A 22,874-nucleotide genomic window follows, 5' to 3' on the forward strand; every position below is an offset into this window, starting at 1 on the left:
ACATGAAGACGATACTCCGAAATGCAACGCTCGCGATTGCGCTGTTAGGCAGCGCAGGCATCGCCGCCGCCAGCTCGATACCCGGCATGCGCGGCCACGACCACACCGGCATCACGGTTCCCGACATGAAGCAGGCGGTCGACTTCTTCACCGAGGTGGTCGGCTGCAAGAAGGCGATGTCGTTCGGTCCGTTCGCCGACGACAAGGGCACCTTCATGCAGGATCTGCTGGGCGTCGATCCGAAGGCGGTGATCGAGGAGGTCACCATGGTCCGCTGCGGTTATGGCTCGAATATCGAGCTGTTCAAATACACCGCGCCCGACCAGAAGGACCTGACGCCGAAGAACAGCGATATTGGCGGCTTCCACATCGCCCTCTATGTCGACGATGTCACTGCTGCCAAAGCCTATCTCGACGGCAAGGGCGTCAAGACGAGGATGGGACCATTGCCGGTCAAGGAAGGACCGGCCGCCGGCCAGACCATCCTCTACTTCCAGGCGCCATGGGGGCTGCAGCTGGAAGCGATCAGTTATCCCGCGGGCATGGCCTACGAGAAGGATGCCGAGACCGTTTTGTGGAGCCCGAAGAACCCGGAAAAGTGATGGCAACGCGTGCTTGCGGATGTTCCGCAAGCACGCCACACAAATGCGACGCTGAATCATTTCGATATGAAACTTTAAGCTTGAAATAATTCATCTCCGGCGCGATACTCGAAACCAGCAAGCGAAGAGGAGATCGCAGACATGAAGGTTGCGGTTCTCGGCGGCGGACCAGCCGGCCTCTACTTTGCCATTTCGATGAAACTCAGGGACGCCGCGCACGATGTGACGGTGTTCGAGCGCAACCGCGCCGACGACACGTTCGGCTGGGGCGTCGTGCTGTCGGCCGAGACGCTCGACAATCTGTCGAAGAACGATCCGGTCAGCGCCGTCTGGATCAAGAAGCACTTTGCCTACTGGGACGACATCGCCGTCATCCATGACGGCGTGCGCACGGTCTCGTCAGGGCACGGCTTCTGCGGCATCGGCCGCAAGCGGCTGCTGGTCCTGTTGCAGCGCCGCGCCCGAGAACTCGGCGTCAAGCTGATGTTCGAGACCGACATCGCAGATCCCAAACCCTACATGGAGACGCATGATCTGGTTGTCGCTGCCGACGGCCTGAACTCCAGGGCGCGCAACAGCTTCGTCGACATCTTCAAGCCCGACATCGACACCCGCAAATGCAAGTTCGTCTGGCTCGGGACCCAACAGAAATTCGACGACGCCTTCACCTTCATCTTCGAGAAGACCGAGCATGGCTGGGTGTGGGCGCACGCCTACCAGTTCGACAGCGACACCGCGACCTTCATCGTCGAGTGCAGCGAACAGACCTGGGCTGCTTTCGGCTTCGGCGCGATGTCGCAGCAGGAATCGATCGCCGTCTGCGAGCGCATCTTCGAAAGACATCTCGGCGGCCACGCGCTGATGACCAATGCCAACCACATCCGTGGCTCGGCATGGATCAATTTCCCGCGCGTGCTGTGCGAGCGCTGGTCGTACAAGAACCTCGCGCTGATGGGCGATGCGGCGGCGTCAGCCCATTTCTCGATCGGCTCCGGCACCAAGCTCGCGCTGGAGAGCGCGGTGGCGCTGGCCGAGTATGTCGAAACCGAGCCGGACCTCGACGCCGCCTTCCGTAGATATGAGGATGCCCGCCGCACCGAGGTGCTGAAGCTGCAATCGGCGGCGCGCAATTCGCTGGAATGGTTCGAGGAGGTCGAGCGCTATCTCGGTCTGGATCCGGTGCAGTTCAACTATTCGCTTTTGACCCGCTCGCAGCGCATCAGCCACGAGAATTTGCGGCTGCGCGATGCCGAATGGCTGGGCGGCGCCGAAGAATGGTTCCAGCGCCAGGCGGGCGCCGGCGGCAACAGCCTGCGCCGTGCGCCGATGTTCGCACCGTTCAAGCTGCGCGACATGAGGCTGCAGAACCGCGTCGTCGTTTCGCCGATGGCGCAGTACAAGGCCGTCGACGGCTGTCCGACCGACTGGCATTTCACCCATTATGCCGAGCGGGCCAAGGGCGGCGCCGGGCTCATCTATATCGAGATGACCTGCGTCAGCCCCGAAGGCCGGATCACGCCCGGCTGTCCGGGCTTCTACGCGCCCGAACATGAGGTGGCGTGGAAGCGGCTGGTCGATTTCGTCCATACCGAGACCGAGGCGAAGATCTGCGCCCAGATCGGCCATTCAGGCGCCAAGGGCTCGACCCGGCTCGGCTGGGAGGGCACCGACGTGCCGCTGACTTCGGGCAACTGGCCTGTCATGGCCGCCTCGGCCGTGGCGTGGTCGCCGCAGAATCAGGTGCCGAAGGCGATGGACCGCGCCGACATGGACCGCGTGCGCGACGAATTCGTGGCCTCTGCCGAGATGGCCGATCGTTGCGGCTTCGACATGCTCGAGATCCACGCCGCGCACGGCTATCTGCTGTCGTCCTTCATCACGCCGGTCACCAACCGGCGCACGGATGACTATGGCGGTTCGCTGGAAAACCGCATGCGCTATCCCCTCGAAATCTTCCGCGCGGTGCGCGCCGCCTGGCCGGCGGAGAAGCCGATCTCGATGCGCATTTCGGCCAATGACTGGGTCGGCATCGAAGGCGTCACACCAGCCGATGCCGTCGAGATCGCCCGGCTGCTGCATGAAGCCGGCGTCGACATTTGCGACGTCTCGGCCGGCCAGACCTCGGCACTGGCAAAGCCTGTCTATGGCCGCATGTTCCAGACGCCGTTTTCCGACCGCATCCGCAACGAGGTCGGCATGGCGACGATGGCGGTCGGCAACATCTACGAGCCGGACCATGTCAATTCGATCCTGATGGCCGGCCGCGCCGATCTGGTGGCGCTGGCACGACCGCATCTCGCCGATCCCTACTGGACGCTGCATGCCGCCGTCACGCTCGGCGACCGTGGCGTCAAATGGCCGGATCCCTATCTGCCCGGACGCGACCAGCTCTACCGGCTGGCCGAGCGCGACGCGGCAGCGGGGCTGAAAGTATGACGGCGGCTTTGACGATCCCCGGCAAGCATGCGCTGGTCACCGGCGGCGGCTCCGGTGTCGGCCGGGCCATCGCGCTGACGCTGGCCAGTGCCGGCATCGACGTCACCATCTGCGGCCGCCGGGAAGCAGAGCTCGCCAAGGTGACCAGGGAAAACGACCGCATCTCTGGCATCGCCGCCGATGTCACCGATGAGGCGGCAATGGCGTCGCTTTACGAGGCGGCGCAAGCAGCGCGTGGCCCCTTCGACATCGTCGTCGCCAATGCCGGTATGGCCGGCAGCGCCCCGGCGCACAAAACCGCGCTCAGCGACTGGCAGCGGACGCTCGACGTCAATCTAACCGGTGCCTTCCTGACGGTGAAACCGGCGCTGGCCGGCATGGCCGCGCGCAAAACGGGGCGGATCGTCTTCATCGCCTCCACGGCAGGGCTGAAAGGCTACGCCTATGTCGCGCCTTACGTCGCCGCCAAACATGGCGTCGTCGGCCTGATGCGGGCGCTTGCCGCCGAGACGGCGAAATCGGGCATCACCGTCAACGCCCTGTGCCCGGGCTTTGTGGAAACTGAAATGCTGGAAGAGTCCATCCAGCGTATCATCGAGAAGACCGGCCGCTCGGTCGACCAGGCACGGTCGAGCCTTGCCTCGACCAATCCGCAAGGCCGCTTCATCCAGCCGGATGAAATTGCCGCCGCCGTGCTTTGGCTTTGTGGTGATGCCGCCCAATCGATCACCGGACAGGCGATTTCCATCTCAGGAGGCGAAACATGGTAGCCGGCCCCCTGCCCGCGCCGTCGGGACCCGGCAAGGACCGCTTGCGTCTGTGGATCAGGCTGCTGCGTGCGTCACGCACGATCGAGGCCGAACTGCGCGAGCGGCTGAAGAAGGAGTTCAACACGACCCTGCCGCGCTTCGACGTGATGGCCGCCCTCTATCGCGCGCCGGAAGGCATGCTGATGAGCGACCTGTCGCGGTTCCTGCTGGTCTCCAACGGCAATGTCACGGGGATCGTCGACCGACTGGTTTCGGAAGGACTTGTCGCCCGTGCGCGGCGCAATGGCGACCGCCGCACGTCGATGGTGCGGCTGACCGAGGAAGGCACGCAGGCCTTTGCCACCATCGCCGCGGCGCATGAGGGCTGGATCGGTGAATTGCTGGGCAAGGTCAGCGAAGACGACGCGCGCCGGCTGACCGGCATGCTGACATCGTTCCGCAGCAACTGGGAGGGACGCGAATGACCGCAATGGCCGGGCGCAAGCCGAAGCACTTCCTGTGGGAGGTCGAGGGCAGGATCGCCAAGGTCCGGCTCGACCGGCCGGAGCGCAAGAACCCGTTGACCTTCGACAGCTATGCGGAACTCCGCGACACGTTCCGCGACCTCGTCTATGCCGACGATGTCGATGCCGTGGTGTTCCTCTCCAATGGCGGCAATTTCTGCTCTGGCGGCGATGTCCACGACATCATCGGCCCGCTGGTCAAGATGGACATGAAGCAGCTTCTCGCCTTCACCCGCATGACCGGCGATTTCGTCAAGGCGATGCTGAATTGCGGCAAGCCGATCATTGCGGCGGTCGACGGCGTCGCGGTCGGCGCCGGCGCCATCATTGCGATGAGCTCCGATATCCGCATCGCCACGCCGGAAGCCAAGACCGCATTCCTGTTCACCCGCGTCGGCCTCGCCGGCTGCGACATGGGCGCCTGCGCGATCCTGCCGCGCATCATCGGCCAGGGCCGTGCTGCTGAACTGCTCTATACCGGCCGCACCATGACAGCGGCGGAAGGCGAGCGCTGGGGGTTTTACAACCGGTTGGTCGATGCCGCATCGCTGGAGGCCGATGCGCTCGACATGGCGACGCGCATCGTCTCCGGCCCGACCTTTGCGCACGGCATCACCAAGACGCAGCTCAACCAGGAATGGTCGATGGGCCTCGACCAGGCGATCGAGGCGGAAGCGCAGGCGCAAGCGATCTGCATGCAGACCCGCGACTTCGAGCGCGCCTACAAGGCGTTCGTGGCCAAGGAAAAGCCGGTGTTCGAGGGGGATTGAGGATGAGCGTTTCAATGGAGACGTTGGCGGGACAGCGCCCCCCTCTGTCCTGCCGGACATCTCCCCCACAAGGGGGGAGATCGGCTATCCGCTTTGGTTTCGCCATTATCAAACGCAGAATTGGCGGGACGTCCGTGCCAGCCAATCTCCCCCCTCGTGGGGGAGATGTCCGGCAGGACAGAGGGGGGCGCCGTAGAGCGCAAGGCCCGAGTACCGGAGGCACCAATGCCTGACCGCTCCTTCCTCAACTGGCCATTCTTCGAAGACCGTCATCGCGAGCTGGCCGAGCAGTTGGAGGCGTGGTGCGCGAAAAACCTGCCGGTCGATCATCATGATGTCGACGCCGCCTGCCGCGAGCTGGTGGGCAAGCTCGGCCAAGACGGCTGGCTGAAACCGACGGCGCTCGACACTGACAATCCTGGCCCCCTCGATGTGCGCACTTTGTGCATCACGCGCGAGACGCTCGCCCGGCATGACGGGTTGGCCGACTTCGCCTTCGCCATGCAGGGATTGGGCACCGGCGCGCTCAGCCTGTTCGGCACGCCGGAGCAGCAGGAATGGCTTTCGAGGACACGCGCCGGCAAAGCGATTTCGGCCTTCGCCCTGTCGGAGCCGCGCTCTGGCTCGGACGTCGCCAACACCGAGATGACGGCGACCCGCGACGGCGACAGCTTCGTTCTTACAGGCGAAAAAACCTGGATTTCCAATGGCGGCATCGCCGACCTCTATGTCGTCTTTGCCCGCACCGGCGAGGCGCCGGGCGCCAAGGGGCTCTCGGCCTTCCTCGTGCCTGGCGACGCCAAGGGCCTTGGCATCGCCGAACGGCTCGAAGTGATCGCGCCGCATCCGCTGGCGCGGCTGTCTTTCGAGCGGGTCCGCCTGCCGGCCACCGCACTGATCGGCAGGCCAGGCGACGGCTTCCGCATCGCCATGTCGGTGCTCGATGTGTTCCGCTCGACCGTCGGTGCGGCGGCACTCGGCTTTGCCCGCCGCGCACTGGATGAAAGCATCAAACGCGTGGTCGAGCGCAAACTGTTCGGCGCGCCGATGGCCGAATTGCAAATGGTGCAGGGGCACATCGCCGACATGGCGCTCGATGTCGATGCGGCGGCGCTGCTGGTCTACCGTGCCGCCTGGACCAAGGACATGGGCGCGCCCCGCGTCACCCGCGAGGCGGCGATGGCCAAGCTGTTCGCCACCGACAAGGCGCAAGAGGTGATCGACAAGGCCGTGCAACTGCACGGCGGCGACGGCGTCCGCAAAGGCCACATCGTCGAAAGCCTGTATCGCGAGATCCGCGCGCTGCGCATCTATGAGGGTGCCTCCGACGTGCAGAAAGTGGTGATTGCGCGGCAAGTGATGGGCGCGGCCTGAAGCAGGTCGCGCCCACGGACCAGACTGTTTTGACAATGGATATTGCGAACCGAGTTTTGACGAATCGGGAGACTGAAATGCACCAGATTTTGCAGCCGGAAGGCTGGGCCAAACCTGTCGGCTACGCCAACGGCGTCGCGGCGCGCGGTCGGCTCGTCTTCGTTGGCGGACAGGTCGGCTGGAACGGCCAATGCCAGTTCGAAACGGACGATTTTGTTGGCCAGGTGCGACAGACGCTTCAGAACATCGTCGCGGTGCTGGCCGAGGCCGGTGCGGGGCCGCAGCACATCACCTCGATGACCTGGTATTTTACCGACAAGGCCGAATACCTTGCCAATCTCAGGGGTATCGGCGAGGCCTATCGCGAGGTCATCGGCCGGCATTTTCCGGCGATGGCCGCCATGCAGGTGGTGGCGCTGGTAGAGGACCGGGCCAAGGTGGAGATCCAGGCTACGGCAGTTATTCCGGAATAAATTATTGGCTGCCTCAGGAATAAATTATTCGCGAAGCCCCGCCTGCCTCAAGATCGGCAGCACGTGATCGCAGAAATAGGGCAGTTCTTGCGTGTAGTTGACGAAGGACAGCGCGATGCCCTGATAGCCGTGCCCGGCAATGGCGACCATGTCGGCGGCGATCGTTTCCGGCGTTCCGATCAGCGGGTAGGTGCCGGCGCCGCCGGCGAAACGCTGCCGGTAGCGGTCATAGGCGTGCGGGTCGTGCGATTGCGAGAATTCCTTCTTGCCGGCCATGTGGGCATCGACGGCGTCATGGTCGGCCATATCGACGGCGTAGCGCGTGTAGTAGGCCTGCGCCTCTTCCATCGTCGGGCGGCAGACGACATGCGCCACGGTGTAGACGCCGACATCGCGGCCTGCCTTATCGGCCCGCTCGCTGATGTCGGCGACATGCTTGCCGGCATCGCTCATTTCCGAAAATGTCGTGAACAGATAATCGCACCGGGCGGCAGCGAAATCGCGGCCCGGCCCGCCGAAGGCGGCGTTCATGGTCACGGGGCGCGGAACCTGCAGACTGGCCGGCCGGCTGACAGCCTCCTTGAGGCGATAATAAGTGCCTTCGTAATCGAGCGGTTCGGCCGAGGCATAAAGCTTTTCCAGGATCTCGATCCATTCCGCCGCCTGGTCATAGCCCTTCTCGACCAGCGGCGTGCCGAACATGCCGAATTCCTTCGGGTTCCAGCCGCAGACGATGTTCAAGCCCGCGCGTCCCTGGCTAATATGGTCGACCGTCGCCAGCGCCTTGGCGGCATAGAGCGGATGCACCAGCGGCACATGCACGGTCATGAACAGGCCGATCTGCTCGGTGGCCATGGCGAGTGCCGCCGCCCAGGTGAAGGTCTCGAACGACCATTCGCGCACCTTGTTGCGGCCGCCGAAGCCGCGCCAACGCGCGATCGGCAGCATGAACTCCAGCCCGGCGCGGTCGGCGATCTGGGCTGCGGTCACATTGTCCTGCCAGCTCGCCGCCCAGCGCTCCGGCACATCGGTGATGGCAAGCCCGCCATCGGCATTGGTCGAAAAGACGCCAAGCTTCAGTCTGTTCGGGCCGTGCAAAGGGTGTGGTTTGTTCACGTCGCTGCCTCCCGGCGAAGATCGCACGCTAGGCCCGCGCAGAAATATTTCAAGCCTGAAATAGCTTGGCGTCACCATCGCTCGCGGGTATCGGTTCCAGCGGGCCGCACCGTGTCCACCACGCAACGGACACCGCAGCTTTTTAAGCTTAAAACTTTCGCCTTGAAAAGCGCCGCACTTTGGATAAGCATTCCGGAGTCGATGGCGATTGCCGTGCCGGACGGGCTTGCCGGCCAGTCCATCGAGCAGACCAGTCCATCGTGCCGGCCAGTCCATCGTGGGTGCTCCGGGTGGGAGTCTCAGTTCTTGTCGTTCATACTGCCCCAGTCATCATCCAACACGCGCCATGCCTTCGATGACGTGCGCGCGGATTCGCGGTCTGCAACACACAACATCGCCATCCGTGACCGCATGGTCGCTGCCATAAATTGACGCCCTGCGTGAAGCGGGGCGGCAAAAAACCGTGCGGGAGCAACCCGCCCGATCAACAACAGAGGGAACAAAAATGAGCTTCACGCGTCGCAAATTGCTTCTTCTCGCCGCCGCCATCGGCATCGCCGCCGGCCCCGCCACCGCTTATGCCGCGGATGTGCTGAATGTCGGCGCCTACCCGACCAACCCGCCCTTCGAATTCAAGAACGAGAGCGGCACTTTCGAAGGCTTCGAGGTCGACATCGTCAACGAAGCCGCCAAGCGCATCGGCATGACCACCGACATCGCCGATCTCGGCTTCCAGGCGCTGTTTGCCGCCACCACCTCGAAGCGCATCGACGTCGCCATCTCGTCGATCACCATCACGGCGGAGCGGCTGAAGTCACAGTCGTTCACGCAGCCCTATTATGATTCCGATATGGGCATCGCCACCAAGGCCGACAGCCCGATCAAGGCCGAGGCCGACCTCAAGGGCAAGATCATCGGCGTGCTGTCCGGTTCGACCGGCGAAACCTGGGTCAAGGCGCATCAGGAAGCCGACGGCTTCAGCGACGTGAAGGGCTACGACACGCAGCAGAACCTGCTGCTCGACCTCAGCGCCGGCCGCGTCGATGCGGCAGTCAGCGACATTCCGGGCATGGAATATTCCTTCACCAAGATGAAGGACCTGGTGGTCAAGGAGCGCATCAAGACCGGTGAGCAATACGGCCTGATGATGACCAAGGACCACCCGCTGCTCGGCAAGCTGAACGATGCGCTGAGCGCGATGAAGAAGGACGGCACGTTGGCCGCCATCCACAAGAAGTGGTTCGGCAGCGACGCGCCCGCCGACTCTTCGACCATGAAGGAAATGCCGCTGCCGAAGGCCTGAGCTGAAAGCTGCGGTAACATCGTGCCGGCTTTCCAGGCCGGCACGATTCTTTCACGCCTGGCCGCCGGCTTCTGCCGCAGATCTCCTGCCCTCGGCGGGGCCAATCGATTTTAACGTGAGCATTCTTTGCTCTGGGGTTCGGGAACGCTCCCATGTCGCTGATCGACACCTTCTTCAACCCCGACGTCATCATGTCCAGCCTGCCGGCGCTGCTGCGCGGCTTCCTGAACACGCTGCTGCTCGGCATTTTGAGCATCGGCATCGGCATCCCCATCGGCCTGGGGATCAGCCTGGTGCGGCTCTATGCGCCGAAGCCGCTGCGCTGGCTCGCGGTCGGCTACACCGACATCTTCCGCGCCCTGCCGGTGCTGGTCGTGCTGATCCTGATCTACTATGCGCTGCCCTTCCTCGGCATACGCCTGTCGTCCTGGGCATCGGCGGTGACAGCCTTCGCCTTCATCATGTCGGCCTACTCGGCCGAGGTGTTCCGCTCCGGCATCGAAAGCATTCCGCGCGGGCAGTTCGAGGCGTCGCAGGCGCTTGGCCTGCCGTTCCTCCTGACCTTGCGCAAGGTGGTGCTGCCGCAAGCGATCCGCGTCGTCATCCCGCCGATGACCAGTAACTGCGTCTCGATGTTCAAGGACACCTCGCTCGCCTCGACCGTGGCGCTGCCGGAACTCTTGAAGGAAGCGACCAACGCGCAGTCGCTCTACGCCAACCCATCGCCGCTGATCGGCGCCGCGCTTGTCTATCTCATCTTCCTCTGGCCGATGGTCCGCCTCGTCAGCCTGCTCGAAGAGCGCTTCAAGACCGAAAAGAAGCGCTGACCTCGCCAACCGATCCCACCCCGTCCAAGCCCTCCGCAGGAGCCTACCCGTGAATAAGCATCAAACCGACAATGCGAATGCCACCGCGTTCCCCGTCGACACCATCCGCGCCATGTTTCCAGCCTTGCAGCGGGCCGGCGATTTCATCTTTTTGGACAACGCCGCCGGCGCGCAGATCCCGCAGAGCGTGCTCGACGCGGTGACCAATCATCTGGTTTCGCACAATGTGCAGCGTGGCGGCCGCTATGGCCGCAGCGTCACCGTCGACCAATCGGTCGCCGATGCCCGGACAAGCGTCGCTCTGCTCATCAACGCCTACAGCCCGGCGGAAATCTGCTTCGGCATGAATGCCACCTCGTTCATCCGCCTGGTCAGCCTCGGCATCGGCCAGATGCTGCAAGAGCGCGACGAGATCGTCGTCACCGACATGGACCATGACGCCAACATCGCGACTTGGCTGGCGCTGGAGTCGGCCGGTGCGAAATTCAAATGGTGGCGGATGCGCGAGGACGGCAATCTGCATGTCGACGATCTGCGTCCGCTGGTTTCGGACCGCACCCGCCTGGTCGCCTGCACGGTGACAGCGCACTCGATCGGCTCGATCGTCGATGTCGCTTCGGTGGCTGAGATCGCGCATGCGGCCGGCGCCGAAGTGTTCCTCGACTGCGTGCATTACGGGCCGCATGGACTGATCGACGTGCAGGCCTGGGACTGCGACTATCTCGTCTGCTCCGGCTACAAGAATTTCTCGCCGCATATGGGCTTCCTGTGGGGGCGCTTCGAGACGCTGAAGCGGCTGCCGACCTTCCGCGAGGATTTCATCCCCGACGAGCCGCCCTACAAGGTCGAGGCCGGCACCTTCATCTACGAGAACGTTTCCGGCATGGATGCGGCGGTGCAGTATCTGGAACTGATCGGCCGCAATCTGGCGCCGTCCAACAACCGCTCCCGACGCGAAAACATCGTTGCCGGCATGGGCGCCATCCGCGACTACGAGCTGGTGCTGGCGCGCGAGATGCTGGCCGTGCTGAAGGATTGCGGGGCAACCATCTACGGCGTTGCCGACGAGGCGCGCATCCATGAGCGCGTGCCGACCTTCTGCTTCAACATCGGCAAACTATCGCCGCAGCGGGTCGTCGAGGAAATGGCCGAGATGCAGATCGGCATCCGCGACGGCCACATGTACGCGCCACGGCTGATGAAGCGTCTCAACCTCTCGATGGACAGCGGCGCCATCCGTGCCTCGCTGGTCCACTACAACACGGTCGAGGAAGTCCGGCGCTTCGGCGAGGCGCTGCGCGCCATCATCGCCAAGCTGTCGTGAGAGGCGGCCTCTCCAGCGTCGTCATCCATGGGCGGAACAAGGGAGCGTAGCGACGCAGTGCAGACCCGAGGATGACGAAGAGACGTTAAGCCGCTTTCTTCTTCGCCAGCCTCGCCTTGATCGACGCGACGTCGGCGCGCGGTGTCGCCGCGAACAGCGTCCGGGTGTAGCTGTGCTTGGGATCGGCAAAGACCTCGTCGCGCGAGCCGTATTCCACCGCCTCGCCGAAATACATCACCATCACATCGTCGGCGATGTAACGCACCACGGACAGATCGTGGCTGATGAAGACATAGGTCAGCTGGAACTCATCCTGCAGGTCGGCAAGCAGGTTGAGCACCTGCGCCTGCACCGACAGATCGAGCGCCGAGACCGGCTCGTCGAGCACCAGCAGGCTCGGGTTCAGCATCAGCGCGCGGGCAATGGCGATGCGCTGACGCTGGCCGCCGGAAAACATATGCGGATAGCGATTGTAGTGCTCGTGGCCGAGGCCAACCTTCTTCAACATCTTCATCGCAAGGTCGCGCCGCTCGGACGCCGGCTTGTCGGTGTTGATCAAAAGCGGCTCGCCCAGCACGTCGCCGATCTTCTGGCGCGGATTGAGCGATCCGTAGGGGTTCTGGAAGACGATCTGCACCTTGCGGCGCATCTCCTTGGTCAATCCGCCCTTGGCGATGTCGACCTTGTTGCCGTCGATGAACAATTCGCCCGATGTCGCCGGATCGATCAGCGTGATGATGCGGGCAAGCGTTGACTTGCCGCAGCCGCTTTCGCCGACAATGGCCAGCGTCTTGCCCTTGTCGACCTTGAACGAGACCCCCTTGACCGCGTGCACGGTACGCGGCCCGGTGAACAGGCCGCCGCCGATGTGGTAGTCGCGGACGATGTTCTTGCCTTCGAGAACCGTCGTGCTCATCAGGCGGCTCCCGCAGCAGAGGGGGCCGGCTCGAACATCATGTCGGAAACGGTCGGCAGCCGGTCGCCGACGGCGTTTTCCGGCAGCGCCGACAAAAGCGCCCGCGTGTAATTGCTCTTTGGCGATTCAAACAGCGACAGCACGTCGGCCTCTTCCATCTTGCGGCCCTTGTACTGGACGATGACGCGGTCGGCGGTCTCGGCCACCACGCCCATATTGTGGGTGATCATGATCAGGCCCATGCCGTATTTGGCCTGCAGCGAAACCAGCAGATCGAGGATCTGCTTCTGGATGGTGACGTCGAGCGCCGTGGTCGGCTCGTCGGCGATCAGCAGTTTCGGATTGCAGGCAATGGCGATGGCGATCATGACGCGCTGGCACTGGCCGCCCGACATCTGGTGCGGGAACGAACTCAGCCGCTCTTCAGGGTCGGCGATGCCGACCAGCTTCATCAGTTCGATGGCACGCGCCCGGCGCTGGGCGCGGTCCATGCCCATGTGGAAGCGCAGCACCTCCTCGATCTGGAACCCGACGGTGAAGCACGGGTTGAGGCTGGCGATCGGCTCCTGGAAGATCATCGAGATGTCCTTGCCGACGATCTTGCGGCGTTCGGACGGGCTAAGCTTCAGAAGGTCGACACCGTCGAAGGCCATGCGGTCGGCCTTGACGGTTGCCGTGTTGGGCAACAGCCCCATCACCGCCAGCATCGCCACCGACTTGCCGGAACCGGACTCGCCGACGATCGCCAGCACTTCGCGCGGCTCGATCGACAGGTCGATGCCTTGCACGGCCATGAACGGTCCGGCCGCGGTGTCGAAGGAAACGGTGAGGTTCTTGATCTCGAGCAGAGACATGCTCAGGACCTCTTCAGCTTGGGGTCGAGCGCGTCGCGCAGACCGTCGCCGATCAGGTTGATGGCAAAGACGGTGATCAGGATGGCGAGGCCGGGGAAGGTCACCACCCACCAGGCGCGCAGGATGAACTCGCGCGCTTCGGCCAGCATGGTGCCCCATTCCGGCGTCGGCGGCTGCGCGCCCATGCCGAGGAAGCCAAGGGCCGCCGCCTCGAGGATGGCGTTGGAGAAGGACAGCGTCGCCTGCACGATCAACGGCGCGATGCAGTTTGGCAGGATGGTGACCAGCATCAGCCTGAGATGGCTGGCGCCGGCGACCTTGGCCGAGACGACATATTCGCGGGTCTTTTCGGCCATCACGGCGGCGCGGGTGAGCCGGGCGAAATGCGGCTGCAGCACGAAGGCGATGGCGATCATGGCGTTGACGAGGCCGGGGCCAAGCACCGCGACCAGCACCAGGGCCAAGAGCAGCGACGGGAAGGCCAGGATGATGTCCATGATGCGCATGATCAGCGTGTCGACCCAGCCGCGGCAGTAGCCGGCGAGCAGGCCGAGGATGACGCCTGAAATCAGCGCTGACGTGACAACGACGAAGCCGATGGCGAGCGAGAAGCGCGAGCCGTAGATCAGGCGCGACAGCATATCGCGGCCGACGGCGTCGGTGCCGAGCAGGAACTGCGCATTGCCGCCCTCCTGCCAGGCCGGCGGCGTCAGGAAGAAGTCGCGGAACTGATCGTCCGGCGAATGCGGCGCCAGCAGCGGCGCGAAAATGGCGATCAGGATCAGCAGCGCGAAGACGAAGAGCCCGATCACCGCGCCCTTGTTGACGGAGAAGTAATGCCAGAACTCGCCGAACATCTGCAACCTGGCGTCCTGCGGCTTGACGACGGTCGCGGCTTCGATGGTGGCGGGGCCTTCATTGCTCATGTCAGTTGGCCCGGATGCGTGGGTTGATGACGGCGTAGAGCACGTCGACGATGAGGTTCACCGACATGACGATCAACGCGATCAAAAGCAACCCGCCCTGCACGGTGAAATAGTCGCGCTTGGAAATGGCGTCGATCATCCATTTGCCGATGCCGGGCCAGGAGAAGATGCTCTCGGTCAGGATGGCGCCGGTGAGCAGCGTGCCGACCTGCAGGCCGATGGTGGTGACGACCGGGATCAGCGCGTTGCGGAAGGCGTGCAGGCCGATGACCCTACGCGGCGCCAGGCCCTTGGCGCGCGCGGTGCGGACATAGTCCTCACCCAGCACCTCGAGCATCGCCGAGCGCGTCTGCCTCGCGATGACGGCGAGCGGAATGGTGCCGAGCACGATGGTCGGCAAGATCAGGTGCGACAGCGCCGAACGGAAGGCGCCCTTCTGGCCCGAGATCAGGGAATCGATGGTCATGAAGCCGGTCACCGGCTTGAAGAAGTAGAGGAGGTCGATGCGGCCTGAAACCGGCGTCCAGTGCAGCATGCCGGAGAACACGATGATCAGCAGCAGACCCCACCAGAAGATCGGCATGGAATAGCCGGCCAGCGCCGTGCCCATGGTCAATTGGTCGAACCAGGAGCCGCGGCGGATGGCGGCGAAGATGCCGGCGGCGACACCTAGGACAATGGCAAAGATCATGGCGAAGATGGCGAGCTCGACCGTTGCCGGGAAGCGCACCAGGAAATCCTTGAGCACCGGCGTCTTGGTGGAAAACGAGGTGCCGAAATCACCGCTGAGGATGTTGGTCAGATAGGTCAGATATTGTTGCCAGATCGGCAGGTCGAAACCGAACTGGTGCATGAGCGCCGTGTGGCGTTCGGGCGACAGGCCGCGTTCGCCCGCAAGCACCAGCACCGGATCACCGGGCAGGATGCGCACGAAGCCAAAGGCGAGGATGGTTATCCCGATGAAGGTCGGGATGATGAGGGCGAGCTTGCCGAGGATATAACGCAGCATGGCGGGCGAGTGGGGGCGTCACCACATGGTGGCGCCCCCGTTTCGCAACCTTATTCGGCGATATCGACGCCGTCGAAGCGGTGGATACCGAGCGGATCCATCGCAAAGCCGGTGACGGTCTTCTGCATCGGCATGAACACCTTGGAGTGAGCGAGCGTCGCCCAGGGTGCCTGTTCCTTGAAGATGACCTGTGCCTGTTCATAGAGCTTGGTGCGCTCGGCCTGGTCCGAAACGGTCTTGGCCTTGTTGATGAGCGCATCGAAGTCCTTGTTGCACCATTCCGCGCGGTTGTTCGAACCGACGGAAGCGCAGCTCAGGAGCACGCCGAGGAAGTTGTCCGGATCGCCATTGTCGCCGGTCCAGCCGACGATGACGGCGCCGTCGTGATCGACCGCGGAAGCGCGCTTGAGGTATTCACCCCAATCGTAGCTGACGATCTCGACGGTGACGCCGACCTTGGCGAAGTCCGCCTGGATCAGTTCGGCGGTGCGGCGCGCGTTCGGCATGTAGGGGCGCGACACCGGCATGGCCCAGACGTTCATCTTGAGGTCCTTGACGCCGGCCTCTTCAAGCAGCTTCTTGGCTGCATCCGGATCGTACGGATCGTCCTTCACTTCCTTGTTGTAGGACCACATGGTCGGCGGGATCGGGTTGACCGCCACCTGGCCGGCACCCTGGAAGACCGCGTCGATGATGGCCTTCTTGTTGATGGCCATGTTGAGCGCCTTGCGCACGCGCACGTCGTCGAACGGCTTCTGCTGGGTGTTGTACATCAGCGCGCCGACATTGAGGCCTTCCTGCTCCTCGACCTTCAGGTTCGCATCGGCCTGCAGGCCGGCGATGTCGGCCGGTGCCGGGTACGACATGATGTTGCATTCGCCGGCCTTGAGCTTCTGTGCGCGCACGGCCGGATCGGTGGTGATGGCGAAGACCAGATCGTCGATCTTCTGCTTGCCGCCCCAATAGTCCGGGTTGGCCTTGTAGCGGATGGCGGCGTCGGTCTGGTAGTCGACGAAGATGAACGGGCCGGTGCCGATCGGCTTCTGGTTGAACAGCTCAGGCGTCTTGTCGGCCTGCAGCTTGTCGGCATATTCCTTGGAGACGACGGACGCAAAATCCATGCCCAGCGTCGGAATGAAGGTGATCGCCGGCTCCTTGAGGGTGAACTTCACCGTCAGGTCATCGACCTTCTCGACCTTGGTGATGTTGTCGCCGAACTGGTCATTGTAATACTGGTAGGCAATGCCCGGAATGTACTGGAACCAGGGACCGTTCTTCTCGACCTGACGTTCGAACGAGAACACCACGTCGTCGGCGTTGAAGTCGCGCGTCGGGGTGAAATAGTCGGTGGCGGCGAACTTGACGCCCTTGCGCAGCTTGAAGACATATTCCTTGCCATCGTCGGAGATCGTCCAGCTTTCGGCCAGGCCCGGCGAGGTCGTCGTCTTGCCGTGATCGAATTCGACGAGGCGGTTGAAGACGGTGCGCGAGGACGCGTCGAACGTCTGGCCTGCGGTATACGGCGCCGGATCGAAACCTTCCGGCGAAGCTTCCGCGCAGTAGACCAGAGTTTTCGCATTGGCCATGCCGCCCAGGACGCTTGCAGCCAGCAACGCGGCTGCAAAAGTCAGCTTCTTATTCATTGAGCACTCCCTGATGTTCTTCCAAGCCCCTCTATCAGGCTCGCGAAGCGCGCATATAAGCACCGTTTTTCCGGCTTTGGAACACCCCGTTTGCTTACCCCGCGGGAAGCAGGAAAAAAATCCGCAACTTTGCCAAATTGCAGAAAAAATTAGCTGTTTCTTCCGTTCACGAGATTATTAACAGCCGAATTTTTTTATTGATCGCCAGGCTGACGACATAAATGTTCCCGGCGCTTCCGAGCGGCCGTGGGATGCGTCAGGACACCGCCTGGAGCGCTGGCGGCGGCGAAGACTTTCGACGGCAAATCTTTCGCCGCGTTGCCGCAAGGGCAAGACTTGCACGCTCACCAAGGGAGGCAATACATAGGGTGTAGCGGCCGCAGCGGAGGGCGCCCTTGCCAATTCAGGGGCGAGTGCGGCACGGATGAACAAGACTTGTCCAGGGAGGAACGGTTGGCAAAAGCATCAAGGACGACGGCGCCGGTGAAAGCGGGAGCCAAGGCGCCGTCGAAAGCAGCCGGTACTGCCAAGCCGAAAGCACCCGTTGCCAAAGCCGCCAAGCCGAAGGCGGCCGCGGCACCTGTAAGGGCAAGCACAAAGCCGGCGGTGAAAGCCCCGGCCAAGGCTGCGGCCGGAAAGACGGCGCCGGGGCGTAAAGCGGGTGCGGCAAAGCCCGCTGCCAGGCCGGCCTCGAAGGCCGCGGCGGCGGTGAAGGCCCCACCGGCGGCAAAGCCGGCCGACGCCACCGCCAACCGATTGCCGAAAGCGCTGACGGCGTTGGCCGCCGGCTTGCCGGAAAAGCCGTGGCTCAAGAACTATCCGAAAAACGTGCAGGCGGAGATCGGCGCCCTGCCCTACAGCTCGATCGGCGATTTCCTCGTCGCCGCCTGCAAGCAGTTTTCCGCGCAGCCGGCCTTCACCTGCATGGACAAGTCCATCAGCTACACCGATGTCGAGCGGCTGTCGGCGGCCTTCGGCGCCTACCTGAAATCGAAGGGCCTGCAGAAAGGCGCGCGCGTCGCGCTGATGATGCCCAACGTGCTGCAATATCCGGTGGCGATGATGGCGATCTTGCGAGCGGGTTATGTGGTGGTGAACATCAATCCGCTCTACACGCCGCGCGAGCTCGAACACCAGCTGAAGGATTCCGGGGCGCAAGCCATCGTCATCCTGGAGAACTTCGCCAACACCTTGCAGGCGGTGATCGCCAGGACCGCAGTCAAGCATGTGGTGGTCGCCGCGATGGGCGACATGCTCGGCGGGCTGAAGGGCACAATCGTCAATTTCGTCGTGCGCCGCGTGAAGAAAATGGTGCCGGCATGGTCGCTGCCCGGCCATGTCAAGTTCAATGCCGCCATGAAGGCCGGCGCCGGTATGGGCTTCAGGCCGGCCAAGGTGGCAGCCGACGATGTCGCCTTCCTGCAATATACGGGCGGCACCACGGGCGTCTCGAAGGGCGCCACGCTGCTGCACAGCAACGTGCTCGCCAACGTCGCGCAGAACGCGCAGTGGATGGAGGACGCCTACACGATCAAGCCGAAACCCGCGCACCCCAACTTCATCTGCGCGCTGCCGCTCTATCATATCTTCGCGCTGACGGTGAACGCGCTGATGGGCATGCAGCAGGGCGCCCGCAATGTGCTCATTCCCAATCCGCGCGACATCCCAGGCTTCGTCAAGGAATTGCAGAAATATCCGGTGCACATCTTTCCCGGCCTCAACACGCTGTTCAACGCGCTGCTCAACAATGAGGATTTCCGCAAGCTCGACTTCAAGCCGCTGGTGCTGACGCTGGGCGGCGGCATGGCGGTGCAGAAGGGCGTCGCCGAACGCTGGAAGGCGCTGACCGGATGTTCGGTCACCGAAGGCTACGGCCTCTCGGAAACCTCGCCGGTGGCCACCGCCAACAAGTTCACCGCCGGCGACTTCACCGGCACCATCGGCTTGCCGCTGCCCTCGACGGAGATCGCCATCCGCGACGAAGACGGCAACAATTTGCCGCTCGGCGAGGTCGGCGAAGTCTGCATCCGGGGGCCGCAAGTGATGGCGGGCTACTGGAACCGGCCGGATGAGACCGCCAAGGTGATGACCAAGGACGGCTACTTCAAATCCGGCGACATGGGCTTCATGGACGAGCGCGGCTACACCAAGATCGTCGACCGCAAGAAGGACATGATCCTGGTCTCGGGCTTCAACGTCTATCCCAACGAGCTCGAGGAAGTCGTGGCGATGCATCCGGGCGTGCTCGAAGTGGCGGCGATCGGCGTGCCGGACGAGCATTCGGGCGAGGTGCCGAAACTGTTCGTGGTCAGGAAGGATCCGGCGCTGACCGCCGAGGCACTGACCGCCTTTTGCCGCGAGAACCTGACCGGCTACAAGCGGCCCAGATACATCGAATTCCGCACCGAACTGCCGAAGACGCCGGTCGGCAAGATCCTGCGGCGAGCGCTGCGCGAATGATTGCAGCCGGCGGCGCGGATGCCGTAGATGCACCTTGCCGTCCTGACCCGGCAGAGTTCATCAGGACGAACATGCGCCTCGCCCCGGTGCCGTCGGTGCCTGAGATCCAGCTTTTTACACCGCACCCGGCCAGTGGCCTGAGACGGCTTACCGATACGCACCAAAGCGCTGACGACGATGACGACACGATCGAGGCGGACAACAATGGACCTGAGCCGCAGCCGCCTTACTGGGCTTATGTGTGGGCCGGCGGCGCAGTGCTTGCGCGCCATATACTGGATCATCCGCAAACGGTAGCCGGTCGCCGCGTGCTCGACCTTGGTGCCGGCTCCGGCCTTGTCGGCATCGCCGCCGCCAAGGCCGGTTCGCGCGAAGTGATCGCCGCAGAGATCGACCGTAACGGCGTTGCCGCGATCGGCCTCAATGCCGCGGCCAACGGCGTCGAGATCGCCATTGTCGACAAGGACATTACCACGGGTCCCCCGCCGGCGGTCGAGCTCGTGCTTGCCGGCGACGTGTTCTACGGCCCTGAGGTTGCTCTGCGGGTTATCCCGTTCCTCGACCGCTGCCTGGCGGCCGGCATCGAGGTATTGGTCGGAGATCCCCGCCGCAACGACCTGCCGCTGTCCCGGCTGCGATTGCTCGCCGAATACAAGGTGCCGGATTTCGGCGACGCGAAGGGGGCTGCGACGAGGCTTAGCGGCGTCTTTTCGTTTGAGGAGGGAGCGCGCTGACGCCACAGAGCAAGCCTAAATTCTACTCATTGTGGACAAACATCGAGGGCAGAAAATAGATTCGACTAGCCGTTGGTCGGAGAAGTCGAGTGGCGTGGATTAAAGTTGTTCAACGTATCGGTTTCACAGTTTGCCCAAAATGCGAAAATCGGGGCTTCGATCTTCAGCCAGGCGAAGACATCGACAGCGCAAAGCGCCAAGATCAGGTGCGGCAAATGCGGGTACGTTTGTTCTGCTGATGAGTGGCCCATTGTGTCCGAAAACAAACCAGAAGCTCGATAGTTTCCATGGACTGCTCCCCCATCTCGGCCATTGGCAGAAAATCCCGAGGTGAATCGAGTTTGACCTAGCCTTTCCCGTCAGATCGTCTCCCTGACCCGCGCCGAGAGAAAATCCGGCAGGTCGGCGACCGAATCCAGAACCACATCGGCAATGCCGGCCAGCGATTCGCGGGTGCCGGTGCCGGAGAGCACGCCGATCGCCAGCCCGCAGCCGCCAGCACGTGCCATTTCGAGGTCGTGCCGGTTGTCGCCGACCATGGCGATTTCCGCCGGCTTGAGGCCGGTGAGATCGCTAAAGGCCTGGATGGTGTCGGGCGCCGGCTTCGGATTGGCCACCGCGTCGTAGCCATAGGCCGCGTCGAACAATTGAGCGACGCCGAGCGTGACCAGCGTCTTTTCCGCGCCGCTGGTCGAATCGTTGGTGGCGACGCCAAGCCGGTAGGATTTCCTGTGCAGTGCCGTCAGCGTATCGACGATGCCCGGCAGCGCCACGGCCATCGCCGAGCCTTGTACGGAGGTGATCTCGTTGAAGCGGGCAACCGCAAGCATCTGATCCTCGTTGGACAGGCGCGGGAACCACAATTCGACGACGTCGAGATTGGTGCCGGAGGCAAAGATGGAGTCCGGCTTGAAACGCTTGTTGGCGAAATCGAAGCCGGCAGCGGCCAGCAGCCTGTCGGCTTTCCAGCGATCGCCTTCCGACGCATCCATGGCCATGAAGTCGGCAACGCCGAGCCAGGTGGCGTTGAAGTCGACAAGCGTGCCGTCCTTGTCGAACAATATTCCCTTGATGTCTGCCAAGCTTTTCACTCCGAGCCACGCAAATGCTGGATGAATCCCACAAGGCCAGCGGTCGATGCATCCCGATTGGCGGCACTTTCCTTGCCCTCCACGACAGGCAACAGGCCGGTGGCCAGTTCCTTGCCGAGTTCGACGCCCCACTGATCGAAGGAGTTGATGTTGAACAGCGTGCCCTCGACGAAGACGCGGTGCTCGTAGAGCGCGATCAGCCGGCCGAAGGTGCGCGGGTCGAGTTTTCTGTAGAGGATGGTGACCGAGGGACGGTTACCCGAGAAGACGCGGTGCGGCGCGATCTTGTCGACCTCGGCCGGCTTCATGCCCTTGGCCAGCATCTGGGCGCGCGCCTCCTCCAGCGTGCGGCCCTTCATCAGCGCTTCCGACTGCGCCAGGCAGTTGGCGAGCAGCAGATCGTGCTGGTGCTTGAGATCGGGCTCGTGACCGGTGGCCGCGGCAAGGAACTCGACCGGAATGAAATCGGTGCCCTGGTGCAGCAGCTGGAAGAAGGCATGCTGGCCGTTGGTGCCGGGCTCACCCCAGACCAGCGGTCCGGTCGGCGTCGTCACCGCCGTGCCTTCGAGGGTGACGCTCTTGCCGTTCGATTCCATGTCGAGTTGCTGCAAATAGGCCGGCAGCCTGGACAGGCGCTGGTCGTAAGGGATGACGGCGCGCGCCGGGTAACCGCAGATCACGCGATGCCACCAGCCGACCAGTCCCAGCAGCACCGGCAGGTTCTCCTGCACCGGCGCGGTGCGGAAATGCTCGTCCATCTCATGCGCGCCATCAAGGAAGGCGCGAAAATTCCGCGGGCCGACAGCGATCATCACCGGCAGGCCGATGGCGCCCCAGAGCGAATAGCGGCCACCGACCCAGTCCCAGAAGCCGAAGACGCGATCGGGCGCGATGCCGAACTTGGCCACCAGGTCGAGCGCGGTCGAGACGGCGGCGAAATGCTTGCCGACCGCTTCCTTGCCGAGCGCCTTCTGCACCCAGTCGCGCGCCGTCTGCGCATTGGTCATCGTCTCGACGGTGGTGAAGGTCTTGGAAGCGATGATGAAAAGCGTGGTCTCGGCGGAGAGGCCCTTCAGCGTGTCGTGGATATGGGCGCCGTCTATGTTGGAGACATAATGCGCGCGCGGCCCGTCATGATAGGGCGCCAGCGCCAGCGTCGCCATGGCCGGGCCGAGATCGGAACCGCCGATGCCGATGTTGACGATGTCGGTGATCTTCTTGCCGGTGGCGCCGGCCGCCTTGCCCGAGCGCACGGCATCGGCAAAGGCGCCCATGGCGTCGAGCACGGCGATGACGTCCGCCTTGACGTCCTGGCCATCGACGGTGACGCCCTTGCCGGTCAGGTTGCGCAGCGCCGTGTGCAGCACGGCACGGTCCTCGGTGACGTTGATCTTCTTGCCGGCGAACATGGCGGCGCGGCGGCCTTCGAGATCGGCGGCCTGCGCGAGCTTTTCCAGCAGCTCCATGGTGGTCGCGTCGACCGCGCACTTCGACCAGTCGAGCAGCAGATCGCCGTCGGTGGCGGAGAATTCCACGAACCGCTTGGGATCGGCGGCGAAGGTCTGGCGCATGCTGGCGGGCGCCGCCGCGCGGTGATCGCGCAAGGCGGCGAGCTGTTTTTGAAAGGACGATTGATCCACTGCCAAACTCCGAGACCTCGAGCCATCATTACGGACCGGATGTTTCCGGCGCGTGTCGTCGCGACAATCTATCGGGCCGAACTCCACCCGTATCAATGCGCAG

At 63.5% G+C, this 22,874-nt stretch carries 20 protein-coding genes; 12 read left to right on the plus strand and 8 right to left on the minus strand.

Annotation, left to right across the window (positions count from 1 at the left end; genetic code table 11):
* Positions 1-2 precede the first annotated feature (2 nt).
* From M729_RS0113080 to M729_RS0113110, 7 genes are all read left to right on the plus strand, one after another.
* The gene (locus tag M729_RS0113080) at positions 3-602 is read left to right on the plus strand and encodes a VOC family protein (protein ID WP_027161807.1); all 600 of its coding nucleotides are present in this window, start codon (positions 3-5) and stop codon (positions 600-602) included.
* A 141-nt stretch (positions 603-743) separates the two neighbouring features.
* A complete protein-coding gene (locus M729_RS0113085) occupies positions 744-3,038 on the plus strand; it encodes a bifunctional salicylyl-CoA 5-hydroxylase/oxidoreductase (RefSeq protein ID WP_027161808.1) in 2,295 nt (764 codons plus the stop codon).
* Positions 3,035-3,808 (plus strand): SDR family NAD(P)-dependent oxidoreductase, encoded by a 774-nt coding sequence (locus M729_RS0113090; protein ID WP_027161809.1) that lies wholly within the window; start codon positions 3,035-3,037, stop codon positions 3,806-3,808. The genes M729_RS0113085 and M729_RS0113090 overlap by 4 nt, the downstream gene beginning before the upstream one ends.
* Entirely contained in the window at positions 3,802-4,272 is a 471-nt protein-coding gene (locus M729_RS0113095; protein ID WP_023811475.1) for a MarR family transcriptional regulator, read from the plus strand. The genes M729_RS0113090 and M729_RS0113095 overlap by 7 nt, the downstream gene beginning before the upstream one ends.
* Complete coding sequence (locus M729_RS0113100) at positions 4,269-5,081, plus strand: enoyl-CoA hydratase family protein (protein WP_027161810.1); 813 nt, start codon at positions 4,269-4,271, stop codon at positions 5,079-5,081. The genes M729_RS0113095 and M729_RS0113100 overlap by 4 nt, the downstream gene beginning before the upstream one ends.
* Before the next feature lie 225 nt (positions 5,082-5,306).
* Positions 5,307-6,455 carry an acyl-CoA dehydrogenase family protein gene (locus M729_RS0113105; RefSeq protein ID WP_027161811.1) on the plus strand — a complete coding sequence of 383 codons (1,149 nt, stop codon included), beginning with the start codon at positions 5,307-5,309 and terminating at the stop codon, positions 6,453-6,455.
* A gap of 77 nt (positions 6,456-6,532) precedes the next feature.
* Positions 6,533-6,928 carry a RidA family protein gene (locus M729_RS0113110; protein WP_013527982.1) on the plus strand — a complete coding sequence of 132 codons (396 nt, stop codon included), beginning with the start codon at positions 6,533-6,535 and terminating at the stop codon, positions 6,926-6,928.
* A gap of 24 nt (positions 6,929-6,952) precedes the next feature.
* On the opposite strand, the gene M729_RS0113115 is transcribed toward M729_RS0113110, so the two are convergent.
* Positions 6,953-8,044 (minus strand): LLM class flavin-dependent oxidoreductase, encoded by a 1,092-nt coding sequence (locus M729_RS0113115; RefSeq protein WP_024503393.1) that lies wholly within the window; start codon positions 8,042-8,044, stop codon positions 6,953-6,955.
* A 505-nt stretch (positions 8,045-8,549) separates the two neighbouring features.
* Here M729_RS0113115 and M729_RS0113125 point away from each other — a divergent pair.
* The 3 genes from M729_RS0113125 to M729_RS0113135 all read left to right on the plus strand — a co-directional run bounded on the left by M729_RS0113125 (position 8,550) and on the right by M729_RS0113135 (position 11,498).
* Positions 8,550-9,347: an ABC transporter substrate-binding protein gene (locus M729_RS0113125; RefSeq protein ID WP_024503391.1), complete on the plus strand. Its 798-nt coding sequence runs from the start codon at positions 8,550-8,552 to the stop codon at positions 9,345-9,347.
* Positions 9,348-9,499: 152 nt separating this feature from the next.
* On the plus strand, positions 9,500-10,174 hold the full coding sequence (locus M729_RS0113130; protein WP_013527987.1) for an amino acid ABC transporter permease: 675 nt from the start codon (positions 9,500-9,502) through the stop codon (positions 10,172-10,174).
* A 49-nt stretch (positions 10,175-10,223) separates the two neighbouring features.
* Positions 10,224-11,498: a cysteine desulfurase-like protein gene (locus tag M729_RS0113135; protein WP_027161813.1), complete on the plus strand. Its 1,275-nt coding sequence runs from the start codon at positions 10,224-10,226 to the stop codon at positions 11,496-11,498.
* A gap of 85 nt (positions 11,499-11,583) precedes the next feature.
* Here M729_RS0113135 and M729_RS0113140 read toward each other — a convergent pair whose 3' ends face one another.
* The 5 genes from M729_RS0113140 to M729_RS0113160 form a co-directional block, all read right to left on the minus strand.
* Positions 11,584-12,414, minus strand: coding sequence for a dipeptide ABC transporter ATP-binding protein (locus M729_RS0113140; RefSeq protein WP_013527989.1), 831 nt, complete (start codon positions 12,412-12,414; stop codon positions 11,584-11,586).
* On the minus strand, positions 12,414-13,268 hold the full coding sequence (locus M729_RS01000000134965; RefSeq protein WP_050596221.1) for an ABC transporter ATP-binding protein: 855 nt from the start codon (positions 13,266-13,268) through the stop codon (positions 12,414-12,416). Before M729_RS01000000134965 ends, M729_RS0113140 begins: the two co-directional genes overlap by 1 nt.
* A gap of 2 nt (positions 13,269-13,270) precedes the next feature.
* Entirely contained in the window at positions 13,271-14,125 is an 855-nt protein-coding gene (locus M729_RS0113150; RefSeq protein ID WP_224618710.1) for an ABC transporter permease subunit, read from the minus strand.
* 70 nt (positions 14,126-14,195) lie between these two features.
* Positions 14,196-15,203 carry an ABC transporter permease subunit gene (locus tag M729_RS0113155; protein WP_027161814.1) on the minus strand — a complete coding sequence of 336 codons (1,008 nt, stop codon included), beginning with the start codon at positions 15,201-15,203 and terminating at the stop codon, positions 14,196-14,198.
* Positions 15,204-15,253: 50 nt separating this feature from the next.
* The gene (locus M729_RS0113160; RefSeq protein WP_027161815.1) at positions 15,254-16,846 is read right to left on the minus strand and encodes an ABC transporter substrate-binding protein; all 1,593 of its coding nucleotides are present in this window, start codon (positions 16,844-16,846) and stop codon (positions 15,254-15,256) included.
* A gap of 453 nt (positions 16,847-17,299) precedes the next feature.
* Here M729_RS0113160 and M729_RS0113165 point away from each other — a divergent pair, with 453 nt between their 5' ends.
* Together M729_RS0113165 and M729_RS0113170 are read left to right on the plus strand one after the other, a co-directional pair.
* Positions 17,300-19,306: a long-chain fatty acid--CoA ligase gene (locus M729_RS0113165; RefSeq protein WP_027161816.1), complete on the plus strand. Its 2,007-nt coding sequence runs from the start codon at positions 17,300-17,302 to the stop codon at positions 19,304-19,306.
* Positions 19,303-20,040 (plus strand): methyltransferase, encoded by a 738-nt coding sequence (locus M729_RS0113170; protein WP_027161817.1) that lies wholly within the window; start codon positions 19,303-19,305, stop codon positions 20,038-20,040. The genes M729_RS0113165 and M729_RS0113170 overlap by 4 nt, the downstream gene beginning before the upstream one ends.
* Positions 20,041-20,399: 359 nt before the next feature.
* On the opposite strand, the gene M729_RS0113180 is transcribed toward M729_RS0113170, so the two are convergent.
* Entirely contained in the window at positions 20,400-21,122 is a 723-nt protein-coding gene (locus M729_RS0113180; protein ID WP_027161818.1) for an HAD family hydrolase, read from the minus strand.
* 5 nt (positions 21,123-21,127) lie between these two features.
* On the minus strand, positions 21,128-22,771 hold the full coding sequence (gene pgi / locus M729_RS0113185) for a glucose-6-phosphate isomerase (RefSeq protein WP_084652613.1): 1,644 nt from the start codon (positions 22,769-22,771) through the stop codon (positions 21,128-21,130).
* Between the last annotated feature and the right edge of the window lie 103 nt (positions 22,772-22,874).

Source organism: Mesorhizobium sp. WSM1293 (genome assembly GCF_000513875.1).
Classification (GTDB): domain Bacteria; phylum Pseudomonadota; class Alphaproteobacteria; order Rhizobiales; family Rhizobiaceae; genus Mesorhizobium; species Mesorhizobium ciceri.